This window comes from Nonomuraea zeae (genome assembly GCF_005889725.1).
Lineage (GTDB): Bacteria > Actinomycetota > Actinomycetes > Streptosporangiales > Streptosporangiaceae > Nonomuraea > Nonomuraea zeae.
Map to the genome: position 1 here is coordinate 17,679 of NZ_VCKX01000100.1, position 21,050 is coordinate 38,728.

Sequence of the window (21,050 nt, forward strand, 5' to 3'; positions counted from 1 at the left end):
GTCACCAGCGCACGATCCCGTCGTCGTCGAAGAACCCGCCCGTCGGGCCGCCGGGGGCGAGGGTGGCGAGCGCGACGGCCGCGCCGTCCGCGGCGGTGCGCGTAATGGCGAACGGCAGATCCTTGGTCAAGTCGGTGGCGCAGCCGCCCGGGGCGGCGGCGTTGACCAGGATGCCGTCCCCGCGCAGCTCCTTGGCGTACTGGACGGTGAGCTGGTTGAGCGCGGTCTTGGACACGGGATACGTCGCCGAGGCCGGCAGCCCGGACATGTAGTGCGCGGGGTCGGTGTGGTGCGCGAGCGAGCCGACGCCGCTGGAGACGTTCACGATGCGGGCCGCCGCCGACCGCCTGAGCAGGGGCAGCAGCGCGTTGGTGACCATGAGGACGCCGACGACGTTCGTCTCCAGCACCTCGCGCACGGTACTCGCGGCGGTGGCGCTGGGCTGCTCGCCCGCGGGGCCGGCGTTGTTGACCAGCACCGTCATCCCCTTGCCCGCGAGCGCCGCCGCGACCTACACCGGCTGGGTCTGCGGCAATACCCTTGAAGTATGGAGACGCGCGAGCTGGCCTACTTCGCCGCCGTCGCGGAAGAGCTGCATTTCGGGCGGGCGGCCAAGCGGCTGGGGATGGCGCAGCCGCCGCTCTCCCGAGCGATCCAGAAGCTGGAGCGGGAGCAGGCGCGCTCGCGGGCGCTGGCGGCGTTCGTCCGCACGGCGGCGGCGCTGGCGGCACGGCTCCCCTGCGCGCCGAGCGCCTGAGCCCGGGCTTACGGTTCGCCCCTTTTGTGCCGACGATGGGTCATAAAGCGGCAGGAGTGAGCTTCGGGAACGCTCCCACCGGGAATGACCGACTCACGATCGGCGCAGACGGGGGTGGGGCGGGATGCCGTTGAGTGTTGCGGTCCGGGAGGCGTTCCTGGCGGAGGCGCGCATCGCGAGCCTGGCCGTGGAGTCCGGCGAGGGCCGGGCGCCTCTGAACGTGCCCGTCTGGTACGACTACACCCCCGGCGGCGAGATCCGCTTCCTGACCGACGGAGACTCGATCAAGGCCAAGCTGATCGCCAAGGCGGGCCGGTTCTCGATCCTGGTCCAGCGGACGAGCCCCACCTACCGGTACGTGTCCGTGGAGGGGCCCGTGGTGCGCTCGGGTCCGACCACGCTGGAGGACCTCACGCGCATCTCGTCCCGATACCTGCCGCCGGACGCCGTGTCGGGGTACGTGCAGGGCTCGGACCTGAACGTGCTGGTGACCTTCCGCATGCGGCCGGACCACTGGCTCTCGGCCGACCTGGGCGCCCTGGACTGACGCGACACGCTCGGCCCGCCCTCCCTGGCCGTCGAGGTGCCTAGCGGGGCCGTCCGACAGGCCAGGCCCTTCTTAGCTGTACGGGTGCCCGGCGGGGCCGTCCGGCAGGCCCGGCCCTTCCCGGCCGTCCGGGTGCCCGGCGGGGCCGGACGCCATGGGGCGGCCGTTGAAACGGTATTTTTGGCCCGTGACTATCGATCCCACTTCCACCGGCGCGTTCGGCGTCGGCCTCGCGACCATCGCCGGCGACGGCACCGTACTCGACACCTGGTTCCCCTCCCCCGAGCTGGGCGACGCGCCCCTCACGGGCACCGAGCGGCTCTCCGCCGACGCGGCCGGAGAGCTGGCCGAGCTGACGGGCCCCGACGCGGCGCGGGGTGTGGAGGTGGTGGCGGTGCGCACCGGCATCTCCAAGCTCTCGGAGCCGCCCGTGGACGCGCATGACGTCTACCTGCGGCTGCACCTGCTCTCCGCCCGCCTCGTCCAGCCGCACGGCGTGAACCTGGACGGCATTTTCGGCCTGCTCGCCAACGTCGTGTGGACCAGCTTCGGCCCGTGCCCCGTGCCGGACTTCGAGCGCACGCGCCTGCGGCTGCGGGCCAGGGGCGTGGTGACCGTGTACGGGGTGGACAAGTTCCCGCGGATGGTCGACTACGTGGTGCCCGCAGGCGTGCGGATCGCCGACGCCGACCGGGTACGCCTCGGCGCCCACCTGGCCAGCGGCACCACGGTCATGCACGAGGGCTTCGTGAACTTCAACGCCGGCACCGTGGGCGTCTCGATGATCGAGGGCCGCGTCTCGGCGGGCGTGGTGGTCGGCGACGGCTCCGACGTGGGCGGCGGCGCCTCGATCATGGGAACGCTGTCCGGCGGCGGCAAGCAGGTCATCTCGATCGGCGAGCGCTGCCTGCTGGGCGCGAACGCGGGCATCGGCATCTCGCTGGGTGACGACTGCGTGGTGGAGGCCGGCCTCTACGTGACGGCGGGCACCAGGGTCACCCTGCCGGACGGAGCGGTGGTCAAGGCGGCCGAGCTGTCGGGCTCGAACGGCATCCTGCTGCGCCGCAACTCCCAGTCGGGCGCCGTGGAGGCGGTGCCGCGCAAGGGCGGCACCATCGAGCTCAACGCCGCCCTGCACGCCAACTGACCCGCGGCCACCATCACCTCAGAGGTGGGCGCCCGCCCTCCGGCCGGCGCTCACCCGGCGCGCCGCCGCTCTCCGCCGCCCCCGTCCCACGCAGGACGGAGGCCCGGCGGGACGGCGGCGGGTGGCTCAACCGGCGCGAGGCCGTGGCGCAGCCGTAGGGCTGGCCGGCCCTAGTGGGCGTGGGACACCGCCGAGCCGATCGTGTGGACGCGCAGGGCGTTGGTGGAGCCGGGGGTGCCGGGAGGCGAGCCCGCCACGATGACGACCTTGTCGCCCTTCTCCAGCCGCCCCGACGACAGCAGCGACGCCTCCACCTGCCGCACCATGTCGTCCGTGTGGTGCACGAACGGCACGTGGTAGGTCTCCACGCCCCACGTCAGCGACAGCTGCCCCCGCACGTGGGAGGCGGAGCTGAAGGCCAGCAGCGGGATCGGCGACCGGTAGCGGGCCAGCCGCCGGGCCGTCTCCCCCGACATCGTGAACGCCACCAGCGCCTTGGCGCCCACGATGGCGCCCACCTCGGCGGCGGCCCTGGCGATCGCGCCGCCGGTCGTCTCCGGCATGCGCTCCAGCGTGTGGGTGGCGTGCAGCGAGGCCTTCTCGGCGGCGCAGGCGATGCGGTCCATCGTCGAGACGGACTCGATCGGGTAGCTGCCCACCGAGGTCTCGCCCGACAGCATGACCGCGTCGGCGCCGTCCATGACCGCGTAGGCCACGTCGGAGGCCTCGGCGCGGGTCGGGCGCGGGGCGTTCATCATCGAGTCGAGCATCTGCGTGGCGACGATCACCGGGCGGGCCTTCTCGCGGCACAGCTCGATGATGCGCCGCTGCACGATCGGCACCTGCTCCAGCGGCAGCTCGACGCCCAGGTCGCCGCGGGCGACCATGATGCCGTCGAACGCCTCGACGATGTCGGGCAGCCGGTCGACGGCCTGCGGCTTCTCGATCTTGGCGAGCAGCGGGAGGCGCACGGCCTCCTGCTCCATGATGTTGCGCACCACGTCGGCGTCGGACGGGCGGCGGACGAAGGACAGGGCGATCATGTCGAAGCCGGTGCGCAGCGCCCAGCGCAGGTCGGCCTCGTCCTTGTCGGTCAGCGCGGGCGCGCTGACGTTGACGCCGGGCAGGTTGAGGCCCTTGTTGTCGGAGATCATGCCGCCGATGACGACGCGGGTGACGATGCGCTCCGGGTCGACGCGGGTCGCCTCGAGGACGAGGCGGCCGTCGTCGACCAGGATCGTGTCACCGGGGCGGACGTCGTTGGGCAGCCCCTTGTAGGTGGTGGAGACCTGCTCGCGGTCGCCTGGCACGTCTTCGGTGGTGATGGTGAAGACGTCGCCGAAGCCCAGCCTGACGGGACCCTCTTCGAACGTGCCGACACGGATCTTGGGGCCCTGCAGGTCGGCGAGCACGCCTACACCGCGGCCGAGGTCGGCCGCCACCTCCCTGACCCGGTCGTAGACCTCTCTGTGCATGTCATGATTGCCATGGCTGAGGTTGAACCGTGCCACGTCCATGCCCGCGGCGATCAGCTCGCGGAGGCGTTCTTTGGAGGATGTGGCGGGGCCTAGGGTGCAGACGATTTTCGCGCGACGAGTCACGAGTCCTACCTTAATTGGTACAGACCACTTGGCAGTCACTGACGACGGAGAACGTACCCGACGTAGGAGAACAGAACGAGAACGGCGACCCCCAGACGCGCCAAGTTCGTGTACTCCTCCGGGTAGATCACGCCCTCGATGTAGTGGTCGATGAATCCGCTGGCGGGAAGCCCCGCCAGTCCGGCGTTACGGCGTCCCCAGTCTTCTACGAGGGTCAGCGGGCACTCGACGCCGGTGACGATCGAGAACACCCCCCAGGTTACGACAGCGAGGTGCGCCCAGATCGTACGTCGCCACCGCCAGGCGACGAATCCGCCCACGGCCATGTAGGCGAGAAAAGCGAAATGTACCACCATCGCAACGTCTGCGAGCAGGCGATACATCATGGTTCGAAGGTAGCCGCCTTCCAGGCGTCCACGAGACCGTGACCGAAGAAACCGTTACGGGATTGCTCACCTTCGCACTGGTGGGTCTCGTTCTCGCCGAACGCCTTGTAGACGTACGAACGCGGCGTGGGGCAGCTCTTGCGCGTCGCGCTCTCGTACAGGAGCTTCTCGACGGTGGCCGGGTCGAGGGTCAGCCCTCCGGGGCCCGGCTTGCCGAAGCGGCTGATGAGGATGGCGGCGACGCCGGTGGCGTGCGGCGCGGCCATGGAGGTGCCGTCGAGGTACTGGTACCAGGAGCAGGCCCCGGCCTTGCAGTCCTTGACGACGTCCACACCCTTGGGCTCGCCCTTGGCGTCGATCCGCCCGGCGGCGCGCAGCACGTGCTCGGGGGCGGCGGCCAGGATCGACCGGGTGGCCTTGGTGCCCTTGCCGTCCACCACGTCCCCGCCGGGGGCCGACAGGTCGGTCTGCTCGACGCCGTAGTCGCTGTAGATCGCCTTGCGGCCGGAGGGGCCGACGGCCGAGACAGAGATGACGCCGCCGGACTCCGCGGGCACGTTGATGCACGAGTTGTCCACCTTGCGCTCCTTCTGGTCGCCCTGTGGGTAACCGGGGCTCTGCTTGTCGACCGTGGGATGGCCGAGGTCGCTGGAGCCGTTGCCGAGCGCTGTGATGAGCGTCACGCCCTTCTGGCGGGCGTAGTCGAGGGCGCGCTGCATGCCGACGATGATCGCGCGCTGCTCGAGCTGCTGTTTCTTGGTGTCGGACTTGTTGGCGGCGCAGTTGAACAGCCAGGGGTCGACGAAGTAGCTCATGTTCACGACGTCCACGCCGATGTCGGCGGCGTAGGTGAGGGCGTCGAGGCTGGGCTTGAGGAAGAAGAAGCCCGAGTCCTGCCCCGCCCGGATGTTGACGATCTGGACGCCGGGGGCGACGCCCGCGATGCCGATGCCGTTGATCGGGGAGGCGATCGTGCTGGCCACGTGGGTTCCGTGGCCGTCGTCGTCCACGTCCACGGGGTCCTTGCAGCCGCTGGCCTCGCAGGCGCCGTCGAGCGTCTCGCCGTTCTCGTCCTTGGGCCTGTCGGTGACGAAGTTGCGGCTCAGCTCGCGGTTGAAGTTGGGGGCGATGTCGGGATGCTTGCCGTCCACGCCGGTGTCGATGACGCCGACCAGCACCTGCTTGCTGCCGGGGGCCTTGGCGTGGGCGCGGTCGGCGCCGATCATCCGCATGTCCCACTGCCGGCCTTCGAGCGGGTCCCCCGCGCGGCCCTTGGTGAAGGAGTCCGCGTCGGGGAAGGTCCCCGACGCGGTGCTCCGGGCGCGGTCCGCAGCGCCGGCACGGGCGTCCTGGGGGCCGGTACGGGTGTCCTGCGAGCCCGTACGGGCGTCGGCGGACCCGGTGCGGGCGGCTCCTGCCGCGTCCTGAGGTCCGGCCGTGCGGGAGGTGGCGAAGCCGATGGTCCTGTCGGCGGACACGCCGACGATGGCCTGGTCAGCCCCCACGCCCTCGGCGAACCCGTCGCCGCGCCCCGTGGCCAGCAGGTAGCCGAGCCGGGCGTCCTCGCCGACCGTGGTCCCACCGGCCCGCGTGACGGCGTTCTGGGCCTCGGCCTGGCGGCCGTCGGCGTAGAAGACGAGATATTCGGCCTGCCCGGACGCGCGCGTGGCGGTCTGCTGCCGGGAGGTCACGGGAGAGCAGGCCGCGATCGCGGCCACGACGGCGACCGCCATCATTCCAGAGGCGACCCGCCGCATTCTTCCCCCATCCACCGACTGCCCCGAAACTGCATCTTCCCGACACAGAACGGGTGATGCAACTTAGGGGTGAAATTTCAGTGTATGTATGCCGAAGCGGACCTCTGCATATAGAGGTCCGCTCCGGCGAGGGCGATCAGTCCTGGTTCGTGAGCCGTACGTCCTTCAGGCAGCACAGCAGCGCGGCCCCGAGGAGCAGGATCGGCCCCACCCACGCGAACACCCCGGTGATCGCGCCCGAGAAGGCGAGCTGGGTGGCGTGCCGCGCCGCCTCCGGCAGCGCCTGGATCGCCTCGGGCGTGAGCGCGGCCTGCCCGAGCGCGAGCCGGCCGCTGAAGATCGCGCCCAGCACGGCCACGCCCACCGCGCCGCCGACGCTCCTGGCGAACGTCACGGCCGAGGTCGCCGCCCCCCTGTCCGCCTCGGGGGTGGTGGTCTGGACGGCGAGCAGCAGGTTCTGTGTCACCATGCCGAGCCCGAGCCCGAGCAGCACCATGTACGCACCCGACGCGAACGCGGTCGTGCCCAGATCCATCGTGGACAGCAGCAGCCCGGCGACCCCGGCGAGCGTGGCGCCCGCGACCATGAACCACTTGAACCGGCCGAACCGGTGCACGAGCTGCCCCACCAGCGTCGAGGACACGATCATCCCGGCCATCAGCGGAAGCAGCAGCAGCCCCGAGTCGGCCGCCCCGGCCCCCGTGGCGAGCTGCAGGAACATCGGCAGGAACAGGGCCGCCCCCAGCATCGCGGTGGCCAGCAGCACCACGGTCACCACGGGGATCACGAACGTCCTGTCACGGAAGAGCCGCAGCGGCAGCACCGGCTCGTCCGCCGCCCGCTCCACCAGCACGAACAGCACGGCCAGCAGGACCGCGCCCGCCCCGAGCCCGATGATGACCGGCGAGCCCCAGGCGTGGACGGTGCCGCCCCAGGAGGCGAACAGCGTCAGGCACGTCAGCAGCCCGGAGATCAGCACGGCGCCCAGCCAGTCGATCCGGTGCGGCGAGGTCCGCTTGGGCAGCTTCAGCACGGCGAACGCCACGAGCAGGGCGATCGCGCCGAGCGGCAGGTTGATGTAGAAGATCCAGCGCCAGGAGACGTGCTCGGTCAGGTAGCCGCCGATGATGGGCCCGGCGATCGAGGCCAGCCCGAAGACCGCGCCGAAGAAGCCCTGGAACTTGGCCCGTTCGCGCGGGGTGGCCAGGTCGGCGACGATGGTCATGGTCAGCACCATCAGACCGCCCGCCCCGATGCCCTGGAAGGCGCGGAAGGCGATGAGCTGGGCCATCGACTGCGCGACCCCGCACAGGGCCGAGCCGATGACGAACAGCACGATGGCCGACAGGTAGAGGTTCTTGCGGCCGTACATGTCGCTGAGCTTGCCGTAGAGGGGCGTGGCGATACCCGAGGTCAGGGCGAACGCCGTGACCAGCCACGACAGGCTCTCAAGGCCGTGCAGCTCCCCCACGATGGTCGGCATGGCGGTCGCCACGACCGTCTGGTCGATGGCGGCCAGGAACAAGGTCAGCATGAGTGAGCCCAGGCTCACCCAGAGCCCGCGCCGAGTTGGGGCCTCGGGGGCCGTGGTGGATAGCATTGAGTTGTCTCCTTGCTTCTTTCGCGAGGGCAGGAAGATTCCGCGGCGATCGGGGGTGCCACCCCGGTCGCCGCTCTCCCTTGCGGGGTCAGAGCCCGTTTTCGAGCAGCGTGAACGCCTCGTCGAGCAGGTCCTGCACCGAGCCGCCCCCTTCCAGTGACTCCTGGATGGCGGACATGGCCGAGCCGAGCGAGGCGATGACGAGCAGGCGCGCGTGCATCGCGCCGGTGACGCCCGGACGGCTCCGGACGGCGCCGATGATCGTATTGAAGATCTTCGACTCGTCCGCCGCCCTGGCCCTGGCCGCGAGCTCGGGATGGCGGGCACGCAGCTCCATGAACGGCTGCAGGTCCGCGAACACGGGCCGCAGCCTCTCCGCGAGCTCGCGCATCACCACCTGCAGCGACTGGAAGACCGGCTCGTCGTCCGGCCGGCTCTCCAGCAGGCCGACGAGCTCCTCCGGGCGCCAGACCGGCTCCATGGCGAGCGCCTCTTCCTTGGCGGCGAAGTAGTTGAAGAACGTGCGCGGCGAGATGTCCGCCGCCGCGCTGATCGCCTCCACCGTCGCGGCCTCGAGCCCTTCGTCGAGCGCGAGCCGCACGGCGGCCTTCCTGATGGCCTGCCGCCGCTCTGCTCGGCGACGCTCTCGCCGCTGCTGCGGGCTCTCCATGCCTTGCACTTTACGCAAGAGTTGCATACTCTGCAAGTAATGCACGATCTGCAATTCGATGCACACGAAAAAAGCGCCCGCCGTAAGAGGCGGGCGCTTTTCAGCGAGCGTCCGGGCCGGACGCCCGTCAAGCGGGCGCCCGGCGGGGCCGGGCGCCGCACGTCACGTCAGACCAGGGGCCGCGCGGTCGGCAGGATCGGGTACGGCAGCGCCGTCTCCCCGGTCAGGAACCGGTCCACCCCCGAGGCGGCGGCCCGCCCCTCGGCGATGGCCCACACGATGAGCGACTGCCCGCGGCCCATGTCACCGGCCACGAAGACACCGTCCACCTTGGACATGTACGTCTTGTCGCGCGAGACGTTGCCCCTGGCGTCGTAGAAGCCGTCTCCGGCGACCTCGGCCAGGTCCTGCAGCAGCGCGCCCTTCTCCGGGCCGAGGAAGCCCATGGACAGGGTGACCAGCTCGGCCGGGATCTCCCGCTCGGTGCCCGGGATCGGCTTGAAGCCGCTCTGCGGCCCCTCGACCTCGACCAGCCGCAGCGCCCGCACGTTGCCGTCGGCGTCGCCGACGAACTCGGTGGTGGAGACCGCGTAGACGCGCTCTCCCCCGCCGTCGGCCAGCTCCTCGTGCGCGCTCTCCATCTTGAACAGGATCGGGAACGTCGGCCACGGCTGGCTGCCGGGCCTGGACGCGGGCGGCTGGGGCATGATCTCCAGCTGGGTGACGGACTTGGCGCCCTGCCTGATCGCGGTGCCGATGCAGTCGGCGCCGGTGTCGCCGCCGCCGATCACCACCACGTGCTTGCCCTCGGCCGAGATGGGCGCGGTGTCGTAGTCGCCCTCCTGGACCTTGTTGGACAGCGGCAGGTATTCCATCGCCTGGTAGACGCCCTTGAGCTCGCGCCCGGTCGCCGGCAGGTCGCGCCACTGGGTGGCGCCGCCCGACAGCACCACGGCGTCGAACTGCTCGCGCAGCTCTGCGGCGGTGATGTCGACGCCGACGTTGACGCCGGTGCGGAACTCGGTGCCCTCCGCCCGCATCTGCTCCAGGCGCCGCTCGATGTGGCGCTTCTCCATCTTGAACTCGGGGATGCCGTAACGCAGCAGGCCGCCGATGCGGTCGGCCCGCTCGAACACCACCACATCGTGCCCGGCCCTGGTGAGCTGCTGGGCCGCGGCCAGGCCCGCGGGGCCCGAGCCGACGACCGCGACCTTCTTACCGGTCTTGATCGCCGGGGGCTGTGGGGTGACCCAGCCCTCGGCGAACGCGCGGTCGATGATCTCGACCTCGACCCGCTTGATCGCCACGGGGTCGGAGTTGATGCCGAGGACGCACGCCGCCTCGCACGGAGCCGGGCAGAGCCTGCCGGTGAACTCCGGGAAGTTGTTCGTGGCGTGCAGCCGCTCGATCGCCTCGCGCCAGTCGGTGCGGAAGACCAGGTCGTTCCACTCGGGGATGAGGTTGCCCAGCGGGCAGCCGTTGTGGCAGAACGGGATGCCGCAGTCCATGCAGCGGGCCGCCTGCTTGGTCAGCTTCTCCTGCGAGAAGTCCTGGTAGACCTCGCGCCAGTCGCTGATGCGGACGTCCACGGGGCGGCGCGCGGGCAGCTCCCGGTCGTGCGTGAGAAAACCCTTGGGGTCAGCCATCGGTACGCCTCCCTTAGCCCTGAACCGCGGCCGCCATGACCGCCTCGTCGATGTCCCTGCCTTCGATGCGGGCGGCCTCGGCGGCCTCCAGCACCCTCTTGTAGTCCGTCGGCATGATCTTGCCGAACCGGCCGAGCGCGGCGTCCCAGTCGGCGAGCAGCTGCTTGGCGACCGGCGAGCCGGTCTCCGCGAAGTGCTTCTCGACCGTCTCCTTGAGGAACTCGGCGTCCTGCTCGCTCAGCGCCTCGATGGCCACCATCTCGCGGTTGACCCGCTCGGGCTTGAGGTCCAGCAGGTACGCCACGCCGCCCGACATGCCGGCCGCGAAGTTGCGCCCGGTCGGGCCGAGCACGACGGCCCGGCCGCCGGTCATGTACTCGCAGCCGTGGTCGCCCACGCCCTCGACGACCGCGGTGGCGCCGGAGTTGCGCACGCAGAACCGCTCGCCGACGACGCCGCGGACGAACACCTCGCCGGACGTGGCGCCGTAGAGCGCGACGTTCCCGGCGATGATGTGGCCGTCGAGCGGCGCCTCCTCGTGCGGCCGGACGGTGATCCGCCCGCCGGACAGGCCCTTGCCGAGGTAGTCGTTGGCGTCGCCGGTCAGCCTCAGCGTGATCCCGCGCGGCACGAACGCGCCGAACGAGTTGCCCGCCGAGCCGGTGAAGCCGATGTCGATCGTGTTGTCGGGCAGGCCCTGGCCGGCGTACCGCTTGGTGACCTGGTAGCCGAGCATGGTGCCGACCGTGCGGTTCACGTTGCGGATGGGCAGCTCCAGCGTGACCGGGGTGCCCTCGTTGAGCGCGCCCTCGGCCAGCTGGATCAGCGTGTTGTCCAGCGCGTGCTGCAGGCCGTGGTCCTGCTCGACGACGCGACGCAGGGCCGTGCCCGCGGGCAGCTCCGGCTGGTGCAGGATCGGCGACAGGTCGAGCCCGCTGGCCTTCCAGTGGTTCTCGGCCGCGGTCATGTCGAGCATCTCGACGTGCCCGATCGCCTCGTCGAGCGAGCGGAAGCCCAGCTCGGCGAGATATTCGCGGATCTCCTCGGCGATGAACTCGAAGAAGTTCACCACGAACTCGGGCTTGCCGGTGAACCGCTTGCGCAGCTCGGGGTTCTGCGTGGCGACGCCCACCGGGCAGGTGTCGAGGTGGCAGACCCGCATCATCACGCAGCCGGAGACGACCAGCGGAGCGGTGGCGAAGCCGTACTCCTCGGCGCCCAGCAGGGCCGCGATGACCACGTCACGACCGGTCTTGAGCTGGCCGTCGACCTGGACGACGATGCGGTCGCGCAGGTCGTTCAGCAGCAGCGTCTGCTGGGTCTCGGCCAGGCCGAGCTCCCACGGCGCGCCCGCGTGCTTGAGCGAAGTGAGCGGCGAGGCGCCGGTGCCGCCGTCGTGCCCGGAGATGAGCACCACGTCGGCGTGGGCCTTGGACACGCCGGCCGCGACCGTCCCGACGCCGACCTCGGCCACCAGCTTCACGTGGACCCTGGCCTCCGGGTTGGAGTTCTTCAGGTCGTGGATGAGCTGGGCGAGGTCCTCGATCGAGTAGATGTCGTGGTGCGGCGGCGGCGAGATGAGGCCGACGCCGGGCGTGGAGTGCCTGGTCTTGGCGATCCACGGGTAGACCTTGTGGCCGGGGAGCTGGCCGCCCTCGCCGGGCTTGGCGCCCTGGGCCATCTTGATCTGCAGGTCGGCCGCGTTCACCAGATATTCGGATGTGACCCCGAACCGGCCGCTGGCGACCTGCTTGATGGCGCTGCGGCGATTGGCGTCGTAGAGCCGCTCGGGGTCCTCGCCGCCCTCGCCGGTGTTGGACTTGCCGCCGAGCCGGTTCATCGCGATGGCGAGCGTCTCGTGCGCCTCCATCGAGATGGAGCCGTACGACATGGCGCCCGTGGAGAACCGCTTGACGATCTCCGAGACCGGCTCGACCTCCTCGATCGGGATCGAGGCGCCCTTGCGCAGCTTGAACAGGCCGCGCAGGGTCATCAGCCGCTCCGCCTGGGAGTCGACGAGGTTCGTGTACTCCTTGAAGATCTCGTAGCGGCGGGTCCTGGTGGCGTGCTGCAACTTGAAGACGGTGTCGGGGTTGAACAGGTGCGGCTCGCCCTCGCGCCGCCACTGGTATTCGCCGCCGACCTTGAGCCCGCGGTGGGCGTTCTCGGCGCGCGGGTAGGCGTGCCGGTGCCGCTGCGCGACCTCGGCCGCCAGCACGTCGAAGCCGACGCCGCCGAGCCGCGAGGTGGTGCCGGCGAAGCAGGCGTCGATGACCTCCTGGCTCAGGCCGAGAGCCTCGAAGATCTGCGCGCCGGTGTAGGAGGCCACCGTGGACACGCCCATCTTGGACATGACCTTGATGACGCCCTTGCCGTACGCCTTGATCAGGTTGCGCACGGCCTTGCGCTTGTCGATCTGCAGCGCACCGGTGTCGACCAGGTCCTCGATGGTCTCGATCGCGAGGTACGGGTTGACCGCGCCCGCGCCGTAGCCGATGAGCAACGCCATGTGGTGGCACTCGCGGGCCTCGGCGGTCTCGACGACCAGGCCGATCTTGGTCCGCGTCTTCTCCTGGATCAGGTGGTGGTGCACCGCGCCGGTCTGCAGCAGCGCCGGGATCGGCGCCAGCGAGTCGGAGGAGCCGCGGTCGGACAGCACGATGATCCGGGCGCCGTTCGCGATCGCGTCGGACGCCTCGGCCTTGATCTCCTCCAGCCGCCGCAGCAGCGCGGCGCCGCCGCCGGCGACGTCGTACAGGCCGCTGATGACGTGCGGGCGGAAGCCCGGCAGGTCGTGCTCGTCGTTGATGTGGATGATCTTGGCGAGCTCGTCGTTGTCGAGCACCGGGTACGGCAGCACGAGCTGACGGCACGAGCTCGGCCCCGGGTCGAGCAGGTTGCCCTCGGGACCGATGGTGCTGGCCAGCGAGGTGACCAGCTCTTCACGGATGGCGTCCAGCGGCGGGTTCGTGACCTGCGCGAACAGCTGCGTGAAGTAGTCGAACAGGAGGCGCGGCTTCTCGCTCAGCACGGCGACGGGCGTGTCGGTACCCATGGAGCCGATCGGCTCGATACCGGTCCTCGCCATCGGCGACAGGATGATGCGCAGCTCTTCCTCGGTGTAGCCGAAGGTCTGCTGCCGCTTGACGAGCGCCTCGTGCGTGGGGATCTCCCGCTGGCGCGCGGGCAGCTCCTCGAACCGTACGAGCCCGGCGTGCAGCCAGTCGGCGTACGGCAGTTCGGCGGCCAGCTCGGCCTTGATCTCGTCGTCCTCGATGATCTTGCCGCGGGCGGTGTCGATGAGGAACATGCGGCCCGGCTGCAGGCGGCCCTTCCTGACGACCTCCTCCGGCTTGAAGTCGAGCACGCCGGCCTCGGAGGCCAGCACGACCAGGCCGTCGGCGGTCACCCAGAAGCGTCCGGGGCGCAGGCCGTTGCGGTCGAGCACGGCGCCAGCGAGGGTGCCGTCGGTGAACGTGATCGAGGCCGGACCGTCCCAGGCCTCCATCATCGTGGAGTGGAACTCGTAGAACGCCCGCCGGGCGGGGTCCATCTCGGTGTGGTTCTCCCAGGCTTCCGGGATCATCATCAGGACGGCGTGCGGGAGGCTCCGGCCGCCGATGTGCAGCAGCTCAAGGGCCTCGTCGAAGCTGGCGGTGTCGCTGCCATCCGGGTCACAGATGGGGAAAAGTCGCGAAATATCGCCCGGAATGTGGGCAGATGCCAGCATCGCCTCGCGGGCGCGCATCCAGTTGCGGTTGCCCTTGACCGTGTTGATCTCGCCGTTGTGGGCGATGTAGCGGTAGGGGTGGGCCAGCGGCCAGCTGGGGAAGGTGTTGGTGGAGAAACGCGAGTGCACCAGCGCGATCGCGGTCTCGTAACGCTCGTCGCTCAGGTCGGGGAAGAACGGCTCGACCTGGTCGGGCGTGAGCATGCCCTTGTAGACGATCGTCCTGGCCGACAGCGAGGGGAAGTACACGTCCGCCTCGTGCTCGGCCCGCTTGCGCAGGCAGAACCCGAGCCGGTCGAGCTCGAGCCCCTCCTGGCCGTCCCTGGCGGCGACGAACAGCTGCGCGAAGTGCGGCATGACGGCCCTGGCGCTGGGGCCGGGCAGTGCGCGGTCGACGGGCACCTCACGCCAGCCGAGCACGGTGAGACCTTCCTCGGCCGCGATCTCCTCGATCAGGCCGACGGCGATGCGACGAGCCTCCTCGTCGATCGGCAGGAAGGCGATGCCGGTGGCGTACCGGCCGCCGGCGGGCAGCGTGAACGGCACGCTCGCCCGGTAGAGCCCATCGGGGATCTGCGTCAGGATCCCGGCTCCGTCGCCGGTGTCCGGCTCGCTACCCTTGGCCCCCCGATGATCGAGATTGCAGAGAGCCGTCAGCGCCTTGACCACGATCTCGTGCCCACGGCGTCCCGCGACGTCGGCAACCATGGCGACACCGCAGGCATCATGCTCGTTGGCGGGGTGGTACAGGCCCTGGGGCTCGGGGAACCCGAGGTGGGCAGCAGGCATTGAATCCCTCCCGTCGTCTTCGTCTGTCTGAACTGCGCTACAGGCGGGGACGACGTTGGCCCTGCTGCATATCGTGGGTAGAGGTTACCGCACCCTGCCGGAATGGTGCCCGCCACGTCCGCATTGCGAACATTCGACCTCGTCCCAACATCCGAACTCGCTATCCCAAACCCCGGACCAGGGCGATGAAATTCCCGATCGTGAGCTGCGATATACGGCACAGGGAGCGATTTCTCACCCGGCCCTTGCGCCGCCGCGCGGGATACGGGCCGCCCGGTGACGGTTACGGGCCGTGAGGGATCGGTGGTTGACGGTGGATGATACGACCGCTCGCCCGGCCGGAGCCGTCCGGGGTGCTCGATAGGGTTGCCCCATGGATCGCGACGGGGTGGAGCGGCTGCTCGACGAGGCCGGGGCCGGCAGCAGGCGACTTCGGCACGCCCTGATGCTCCTGTGCGACGGCCAGTGGTGGACGCTGGCGGACCTGGTCAGGGAGACGGCCACCGCCCGGCGTACCATCGAGGCCCTGCTGCGGGAGCTGCCGCTGGAGGACAAAGCGGGCGCCTTCCGGGTGCCGCTCACCGACACCCCCGCCTACCAGGGCCTCTTCGCCGTGGCCCCGCCCCCGGAAGACCCGGTGGGCCACCTGATCCCCCACTACTCCCACGCGCTCGAACGCCTCACCGCCCTCATCGCCGGGGCCCCACGGGCGCGCCACGTGCTCGACCACGTCTCGGCCACGCCGGAGACGGTCCTGCGGCGGGCGCTGCTGCTCGGCGCCCGCTTCTGGCTCCCCGGCGCGCGCCTGCTGTGCGTCGGCGACCACGACCTGACCTCGCTGGCCGTCAAGCTCGTCCACCCTGAGACCGACGTCACCGTGGTGGACATCGACGAGCGCATCCTGGCCTACATCGACGAGCAGCGGCTCGGTGTCCGCACGCGCTGGGCCGACCTGCGGCTGGGCCTGCCGGCCTCGGCAAAAGACCACGACCTGGCGCTCACCGACCCGCCGTACACGCCGGAGGGCACGGGCCTGTTCGTGGCGCGCGCGCTGGAGGGGCTGACGGACGACGGGCGGGTGCTGCTGGCGTACGGCGCGAGCGAGCGCACGCCCATGCTGGCCTTCAAGGTCCAGCAGGCGCTGTCGGACCTGAACCTCACCTACGAGGCCATATACCCCGACTTCAACCGATATTTCGGGGCGGAAGCCATCGGTTCCGCCGCCGACCTGTACATCCTGCGCCCCACCAGCAAGACCCGCCCGGCCGTCACCTCGCTCCTCAGCCGCCAGCCGGCCACCGCCATCTACACCCAGGGCCCCCAGTCCGTCGAGTCCCACCAGGACGCTCCCGAGCCGGCCGCCACCGGCGTCTTCGGGCCGGGCGGCTTCGACCCCGACCTGCTGGTGGGCGACTGGCCCAAGGACCTGCCCCAGCCGCGGGTCAAGCTCACGACGTGGCTGGCCAAGCCGTACGCCGCCGCCGCGGACCGGGTGGCGGTCGCCCTGCCGCCCGGCCTCGAGGCCGCGCTCCCCCGCGTGCTGCTGGCCACCCGGGCGGGCCACGTCCGCGTCCTCGGCCCGGCCCTCCCGGCCGTGCCGGGCGTCCTGACCGCCGTCTACGAGCTGAGCACCGCGAGCGGCGCCCTCGACGCCGTACGCGTGCCGCAGCCGGACGGCGACGCGGCCGCGGTGCTGCGCAAGATCCTGGACAACGGGCACGCCAAGCTGGCCAACACCTGGCGCGAGGCCCTCATCGCCCTGGCCCGCGCCCAGGGCACGACGCTGACCAAGAACGAGGCCCGCACGCTGATCCGGGAGGCGGCTCCCTGGGCGGAGGGCCTGACGCCGCTGGAGGCGCCCGCCCACCGCCTGTCCGATCTCCAGGAGGCGGTCTCCACCACCGTCTCAGCCCTCACCGGCACGACCTGACCCCCCGCTCGCGCCCGCCGCTCAGGACCGCCGGACGGCGGCCACCTCGAACTCCAGCGTCACCTTGTCGCTGACCATCGCGGTGGTCGCGGCGTTCCAGTTCACGCCCCAGGCCTTGCGGCTGACCGTGACGCTGCCCGCGAAGCCGACCCGGACGCCGCCCGACGGATCGCTCTCGGCGCCGGTCAGCTCGACGTCCAGGGTGACCGGCTTGGTCACGCCGCGGATGGTCAGCGCGCCGGTGACCTTGAAGCCGGTCCTGCCGGCCTTCTGCACCTCGGTCGAGGTGAAGGAGATGGCCGGGTGGTCGTCCGCGCCCAGGAACCCGGCGCTCAGATGCCGGTCGCGCTGCGGGTTGCCGGTCTGGATGCTGGCCGCCCGAATCGTGAGCCGGGCGCTGGACTTCGACGGGTCCGCGCCGTCCAGGCGCGCGCTGCCCTCGAACTCGCCGAACCGCCCGCGCACCCTGCCGCCCACCGTGTGCCGGGCGACGAACCCGATCCTGGTCGAGGCCGGGTCGAGAACGTAGTCGCCGGTCAGCTCATCGAGCTCGGTCGTGGTCGTCATGCTGGATCGCTCCTGAAAGGTCAAAGTGATAGTCGGTCGTCCGGTTCCGAGCCGGTCAGGATTCGTGCGTGGCCCCGGGCGCCGAGCCCGGCAGCGGGGTCGTGTCGGCGTACCTGACCTCGTACACGCGCTCAGCGAACCTCCAGCCGTCCGAGGTGCGCCGGTAGCGGTCGTGGTAGAGGGAGTGGTTCGAGTGCGAGCTGCCGTCGCGCATGCGCCCGAACTCCGCGACGTACGCACGGCCGGCCGCGGTGTCGCCGTCAAGGTGGATCGTGCCCGGGTGCACGGTGTGCACGAAGAACTCCCAGAGGCCCTGCAACCGCTCGATCGCGGCGCGGATCTCCTCCCGGCCGACGAACTCCGCGCCGATGTGCGGCATCCGCCACGCGCCGTCCGGGGTGAACAGCGCCGCGAAACGGTCGTAGTCGCGCATCATTCCCGCGTCGGTGAACTCGCCGCGCAGGGTCTCGATCTCCACGCGGTCGGTGAAGGTCTGAACGTCGCTCATCGGTTTCCTTCTTCGCTGGTGTCGTTCCATGCGCACCACGCGCCCGTGACCTGCCCGGCGGTGGCGGGCAGGCGGGTTCGCCGATCCGGTGCCAGGCATGATGGGATCTGTCTCCCTGTCACATCGGACGGGTTTGCGGTGTCACTCATACGACACCGAGCGGCGAAGGAATGTGACTGATGACCGAGTCCGAATGGCTGGCCGAAGGCTTCGAGGAGAACCGGACCCGCCTGCGGGGTGTGGCCTACCGGATGCTCGGCTCACTGTCCGAGGCCGACGACGCCGTCCAGGAGGCCTGGCTGCGCGCCAGCCGGTCGGACGCCGGAGCCGCCGACAACCTGGGCGCCTGGCTGACCACCATCGTCGCCCGGGTGTGCCTGAACGTGCTGCGTTCGCGCGCGCGGCGGCGTGAGGACCCCATGGGCGTGCACGTGCCCGACCCGGTCATCAGCCGTACGGACGGGACGAACCCGGAGGACGAGGCCCTGCTCGCCGACTCCGTCGGGCTCGCGCTGCTTGTGGTCCTCGAAACGCTGACCCCGGCCGAGCGGCTGGCGTTCGTCCTGCATGACATGTTCGACCTGCCCTTCGACGAGATCGCCCCCATGGTCGGTCGCTCCCCGGCCACGGCGAGGCAGCTCGCCAGCCGCGCCCGGCGGCGGGTGCGCGGGGCCGAGACCCACGTTCCCGAGCCCGACCTGTCCCGTCAGCGGAAGGTGGTCGACGCCTTCTACGCCGCGGCGCGCAGCGGCGACCTCGACGCGCTCGTCGCGGTCCTCGACCCGGAGGTCGTGATGCGCTCCGACGGCGGGACGGCGCGCCCCGACGCTTCCGTGGCCGTCCACGGCGCGGCGGCCGTGGCCGCGCAGACGCTCACGTTCCACCAGCCCGCGGCGCGGGCGCGGCACGCGCTGGTGAACGGGGCCGTGGGCGCCGTGCTGACCATCGACGAGCAGCCGATCGCGGTCCTCGGGTTCACCGTGTCGGGCGGCAAGATCGTGGCGATCGACGCGATCGCCGATCCCGAGCGCCTCCGCCGACTCGACCTGACCGCCCTCGACAACTGACCCCGACGCCCACGCCCGGGCCAAGGTCGTTAGAGGCACCGAACGCCTGCGGCCTCGGCAACCGCTGTGCCGACCCGGACCTCGAAGACCGTCCCCACCGGATCAGCGGACAGCAGATGGGAGCCTGTGGTCTCTGGGGTGCTGATGGACCGCAGACGGGAAGCTGCGGTCGCTGAGCCAGCCGGGTCGCCAGGTCCATGGATCACAGGCGGGCGGCTGCGATCGCTTGGCTCATGGATCACGGGTGGAAGGCAGCGATCGCTGAGCCAGCGGGCAACCGGCGAGAGGCGGCTGTCACCGGGCCAACCGACCACCGGCAAGAGGCAGTGGGCGCTGGACCAACCGGCTATAGGCAGGAGGCAGTGGGCGGCGGTCGCTGGGTGGGTCAGCGAAGCGGGCCGTGAGGGGACGGACGGATTCAGGAGTTCAGGTGGCGGCGACGATGCGGCCCTGGACCACGCGGCCGAGGCCGTCCAGCGCGACCAGGGTGGCGACCAGGTCCTGGGCTGTGGCCTGACCGCCGGCCCAGCTCACGGTCACGTAGTGGCCCATCGCGCGGGCCTGTGCGCGGCTGCCGGCGGCGTCGAACGTGATGCCCTGCCGTACGAACCCGTCCTTGCCGAGCGCCGCCACCAGCGCGTCCGCCGCACGCCCGTCGCTCATGTTGAAGATGACGAACTGGCCCGCCATCGTGCTCCCCCGGTAGGTGGCCTGGAGCGCCTGCGTGCAGCCTCCGGCCGAGACGCCCCACAGCACCTCGTCACAGTCGGTGAACTGCTGTGTCCCGGCCAGGGTCAGGTTGCCCAGGGTCCGGGTGGCCGGGGTGAAGACCTCTTGCGGGGTCAGCGGGGCGGCGTCGTGCTCGCGGGAGTCGATGGCGGCGTAGAACGCGGAGGTGGGCTCGGCGTGGAAGACGGCGGGGCGGGGGTTGTCAGGACGCAACCAGAGCCAGCCGACCACCGCGATGACCAGAACACTGGCGATCACTACGGGAATGACGACGCGGCGGCGGGAAAGCCGGGACGAGCCCCCGCGATCCTCGCCGGACACCCCAAACGACCCATCGTCTTCTGCCCTGGACAGTCGAGAAGCGCCACCGTCTTCTTCGCTGAACACGCGGGACGAGCTAGCGCGATTCGCGTCAGACATCCAGGACAAGCCTTCACGATCCATGTCAGCCATCCAGGACGAACCTTCACGATCCATGCCGGACATCCGAGACAAACCTTCGTGATCCGTGCCAGACGGGCGAGACAAACCTTCGTGATCCGTGCCAGACAGGCGAGACAAACCTTCGTGATCCGTGCCGGACACCCCAGACGAGCTACCGTCTTCTTCGCTGGACATGCGGGACGCACTTCCGTGTTCTGTGCCGGACATCAGGAAGACGGTCCGGTGATCGAGACGACGCGGCGGTAAACGGCTTTCTCGGCCCCGCGCAGCGCCAGCGTGAGGGAGACGAAGTCGTCCTTCGGCGTGGGCTCCGCGCCGTCGGCCCTGCCGAGCCACACCAGGCCGACGTAGTGGCCAAGCGCGTAGCCACCCGACTCCGAGTGGCCGCCTGCCGGGAAGGCCGCCTTGGCGGAGGTCAGCGGACGCACCCATCCGTCCCGGTAGAGAGTCTTCAACGACTGCACCAGATCGCCGGCCGCCTGACCGTCCTTGAGATTGAGCAGCGTGTACTGGCCGATGTAACGGCCGTCGGAGCTGGCGTACAGGCCGCGGGCGGCCTGGGTGCAGCCGGTCTCCGACACCTGCTCAAGGAGGTTCCCACCCCACAAGGCTGCCGAGCAGTCAGCGTCGAGTTGCTTGGCGACGAGCTTGAGCTTGAGCTTCTTGGTGACCGGCAGCTCAGTCTGGCCGAACACCTCCTTCTCGGTAAGCGCCCGCCCGTCCTTCGCCCTGTCCGTGAGCGGGTCGAACAGCTTGGGCGAGCTCCACCCCCGGAAGACCTGCGGAAGCGTCACGTCGGGCCCGAGCACAGCGGCGCTGGCCTGGCGTTCGGACGAGTAACTGCCAATGGAGTTGATGGCGAACACCAGGCCGGTCCCGCCTGCCAGCACCGCCACGACCGTGGCGATGATGACGAACAGCCGCTGCTGCTCCGGGCGGAAACCCCAGTCGGTGAGAAGGGGGAACTGCCAGTCGGAGCGCGGGGTACGCCGCCGTTTACCCGACGCGAGCCGTCCACCGCCGCTGCCGCCATCCGGATCGGCCGCCGCCCGCCCGTCTCCGAGGCCGTCGCCCAGGAAGCCGACGTCGCCTTCCGTACGGCCACCGTCATCGGCGTCGTCCACCGACCAGTCGCCGCTGACCAGGCCGGTCGATCGGCCGCCGCCCGTGGGACC

Annotated in this window: 16 protein-coding genes and 1 pseudogene; 5 read left to right on the forward strand and 12 right to left on the reverse strand. The window is 70.6% G+C overall.

Annotation, left to right across the window (positions count from 1 at the left end):
* Nucleotide 1 precedes the first annotated feature (1 nt).
* Nucleotides 2–484, reverse strand: coding sequence for an SDR family NAD(P)-dependent oxidoreductase (locus tag ETD85_RS29035; protein WP_138692971.1), 483 nt, complete (start codon nt 482–484; stop codon nt 2–4).
* A 63-nt stretch (nt 485–547) separates the two neighbouring features.
* On the opposite strand from ETD85_RS29035, the pseudogene ETD85_RS29040 reads away from it, so the two are divergent.
* The 3 genes and pseudogenes from ETD85_RS29040 to dapD form a co-directional block, all read left to right on the forward strand.
* A pseudogene (locus ETD85_RS29040) lies at nt 548–670 on the forward strand (LysR family transcriptional regulator); the annotation flags it as partial.
* Nucleotides 671–881: 211 nt separating this feature from the next.
* Nucleotides 882–1,304: a pyridoxamine 5'-phosphate oxidase family protein gene (locus tag ETD85_RS29045; RefSeq protein ID WP_138692972.1), complete on the forward strand. Its 423-nt coding sequence runs from the start codon at nt 882–884 to the stop codon at nt 1,302–1,304.
* A 187-nt stretch (nt 1,305–1,491) separates the two neighbouring features.
* A complete protein-coding gene (dapD, locus tag ETD85_RS29050; RefSeq protein ID WP_240779497.1) occupies nt 1,492–2,451 on the forward strand; it encodes a 2,3,4,5-tetrahydropyridine-2,6-dicarboxylate N-succinyltransferase in 960 nt (319 codons plus the stop codon).
* Nucleotides 2,452–2,621: 170 nt separating this feature from the next.
* Here the strand turns inward: dapD and pyk are convergent, their stop codons facing one another.
* The 7 genes from pyk to gltB form a co-directional block, all read right to left on the reverse strand.
* On the reverse strand, nt 2,622–4,052 hold the full coding sequence (gene pyk / locus ETD85_RS29055; protein ID WP_138692974.1) for a pyruvate kinase: 1,431 nt from the start codon (nt 4,050–4,052) through the stop codon (nt 2,622–2,624).
* A gap of 35 nt (nt 4,053–4,087) precedes the next feature.
* Complete coding sequence (locus ETD85_RS29060) at nt 4,088–4,438, reverse strand: DUF2784 domain-containing protein (RefSeq protein ID WP_138692975.1); 351 nt, start codon at nt 4,436–4,438, stop codon at nt 4,088–4,090.
* Nucleotides 4,435–6,195, reverse strand: coding sequence for a S8 family peptidase (locus tag ETD85_RS29065; RefSeq protein WP_138692976.1), 1,761 nt, complete (start codon nt 6,193–6,195; stop codon nt 4,435–4,437). The genes ETD85_RS29060 and ETD85_RS29065 overlap by 4 nt, the downstream gene beginning before the upstream one ends.
* 136 nt (nt 6,196–6,331) lie before the next feature.
* Nucleotides 6,332–7,795: an MDR family MFS transporter gene (locus ETD85_RS29070; protein ID WP_138692977.1), complete on the reverse strand. Its 1,464-nt coding sequence runs from the start codon at nt 7,793–7,795 to the stop codon at nt 6,332–6,334.
* 88 nt (nt 7,796–7,883) lie between these two features.
* Nucleotides 7,884–8,465 (reverse strand): TetR/AcrR family transcriptional regulator, encoded by a 582-nt coding sequence (locus ETD85_RS29075; RefSeq protein ID WP_170246892.1) that lies wholly within the window; start codon nt 8,463–8,465, stop codon nt 7,884–7,886.
* Between the two features lie 167 nt (nt 8,466–8,632).
* Complete coding sequence (locus tag ETD85_RS29080) at nt 8,633–10,111, reverse strand: glutamate synthase subunit beta (protein WP_138692979.1); 1,479 nt, start codon at nt 10,109–10,111, stop codon at nt 8,633–8,635.
* A 13-nt stretch (nt 10,112–10,124) separates the two neighbouring features.
* Entirely contained in the window at nt 10,125–14,630 is a 4,506-nt protein-coding gene (gene gltB / locus ETD85_RS29085; RefSeq protein WP_206058690.1) for a glutamate synthase large subunit, read from the reverse strand.
* Between the two features lie 373 nt (nt 14,631–15,003).
* On the opposite strand from gltB, the gene ETD85_RS29090 reads away from it, so the two are divergent.
* Complete coding sequence (locus ETD85_RS29090) at nt 15,004–16,560, forward strand: bis-aminopropyl spermidine synthase family protein (RefSeq protein WP_240779498.1); 1,557 nt, start codon at nt 15,004–15,006, stop codon at nt 16,558–16,560.
* Between the two features lie 21 nt (nt 16,561–16,581).
* Here the strand turns inward: ETD85_RS29090 and ETD85_RS29095 are convergent, their stop codons facing one another.
* Nucleotides 16,582–17,127, reverse strand: a complete 546-nt coding sequence (locus tag ETD85_RS29095; protein WP_138692980.1) for a YceI family protein — start codon at nt 17,125–17,127, stop codon at nt 16,582–16,584.
* 55 nt (nt 17,128–17,182) lie between these two features.
* The gene (locus tag ETD85_RS29100) at nt 17,183–17,635 is read right to left on the reverse strand and encodes a nuclear transport factor 2 family protein (protein WP_138692981.1); all 453 of its coding nucleotides are present in this window, start codon (nt 17,633–17,635) and stop codon (nt 17,183–17,185) included.
* A gap of 179 nt (nt 17,636–17,814) precedes the next feature.
* Between ETD85_RS29100 and sigJ the strand changes: the two genes are divergently transcribed.
* Nucleotides 17,815–18,702 (forward strand): RNA polymerase sigma factor SigJ, encoded by an 888-nt coding sequence (sigJ, locus tag ETD85_RS29105; protein WP_138692982.1) that lies wholly within the window; start codon nt 17,815–17,817, stop codon nt 18,700–18,702.
* Between the two features lie 426 nt (nt 18,703–19,128).
* On the opposite strand, the gene ETD85_RS29110 is transcribed toward sigJ, so the two are convergent.
* Both ETD85_RS29110 and ETD85_RS63330 read right to left on the reverse strand, forming a co-directional pair.
* A complete protein-coding gene (locus ETD85_RS29110; RefSeq protein ID WP_138692983.1) occupies nt 19,129–19,689 on the reverse strand; it encodes a hypothetical protein in 561 nt (186 codons plus the stop codon).
* Nucleotides 19,690–20,081: 392 nt separating this feature from the next.
* The coding region (locus ETD85_RS63330; RefSeq protein WP_170246893.1) for a hypothetical protein at nt 20,082–21,050 on the reverse strand (969 nt) is incomplete at its 5' end.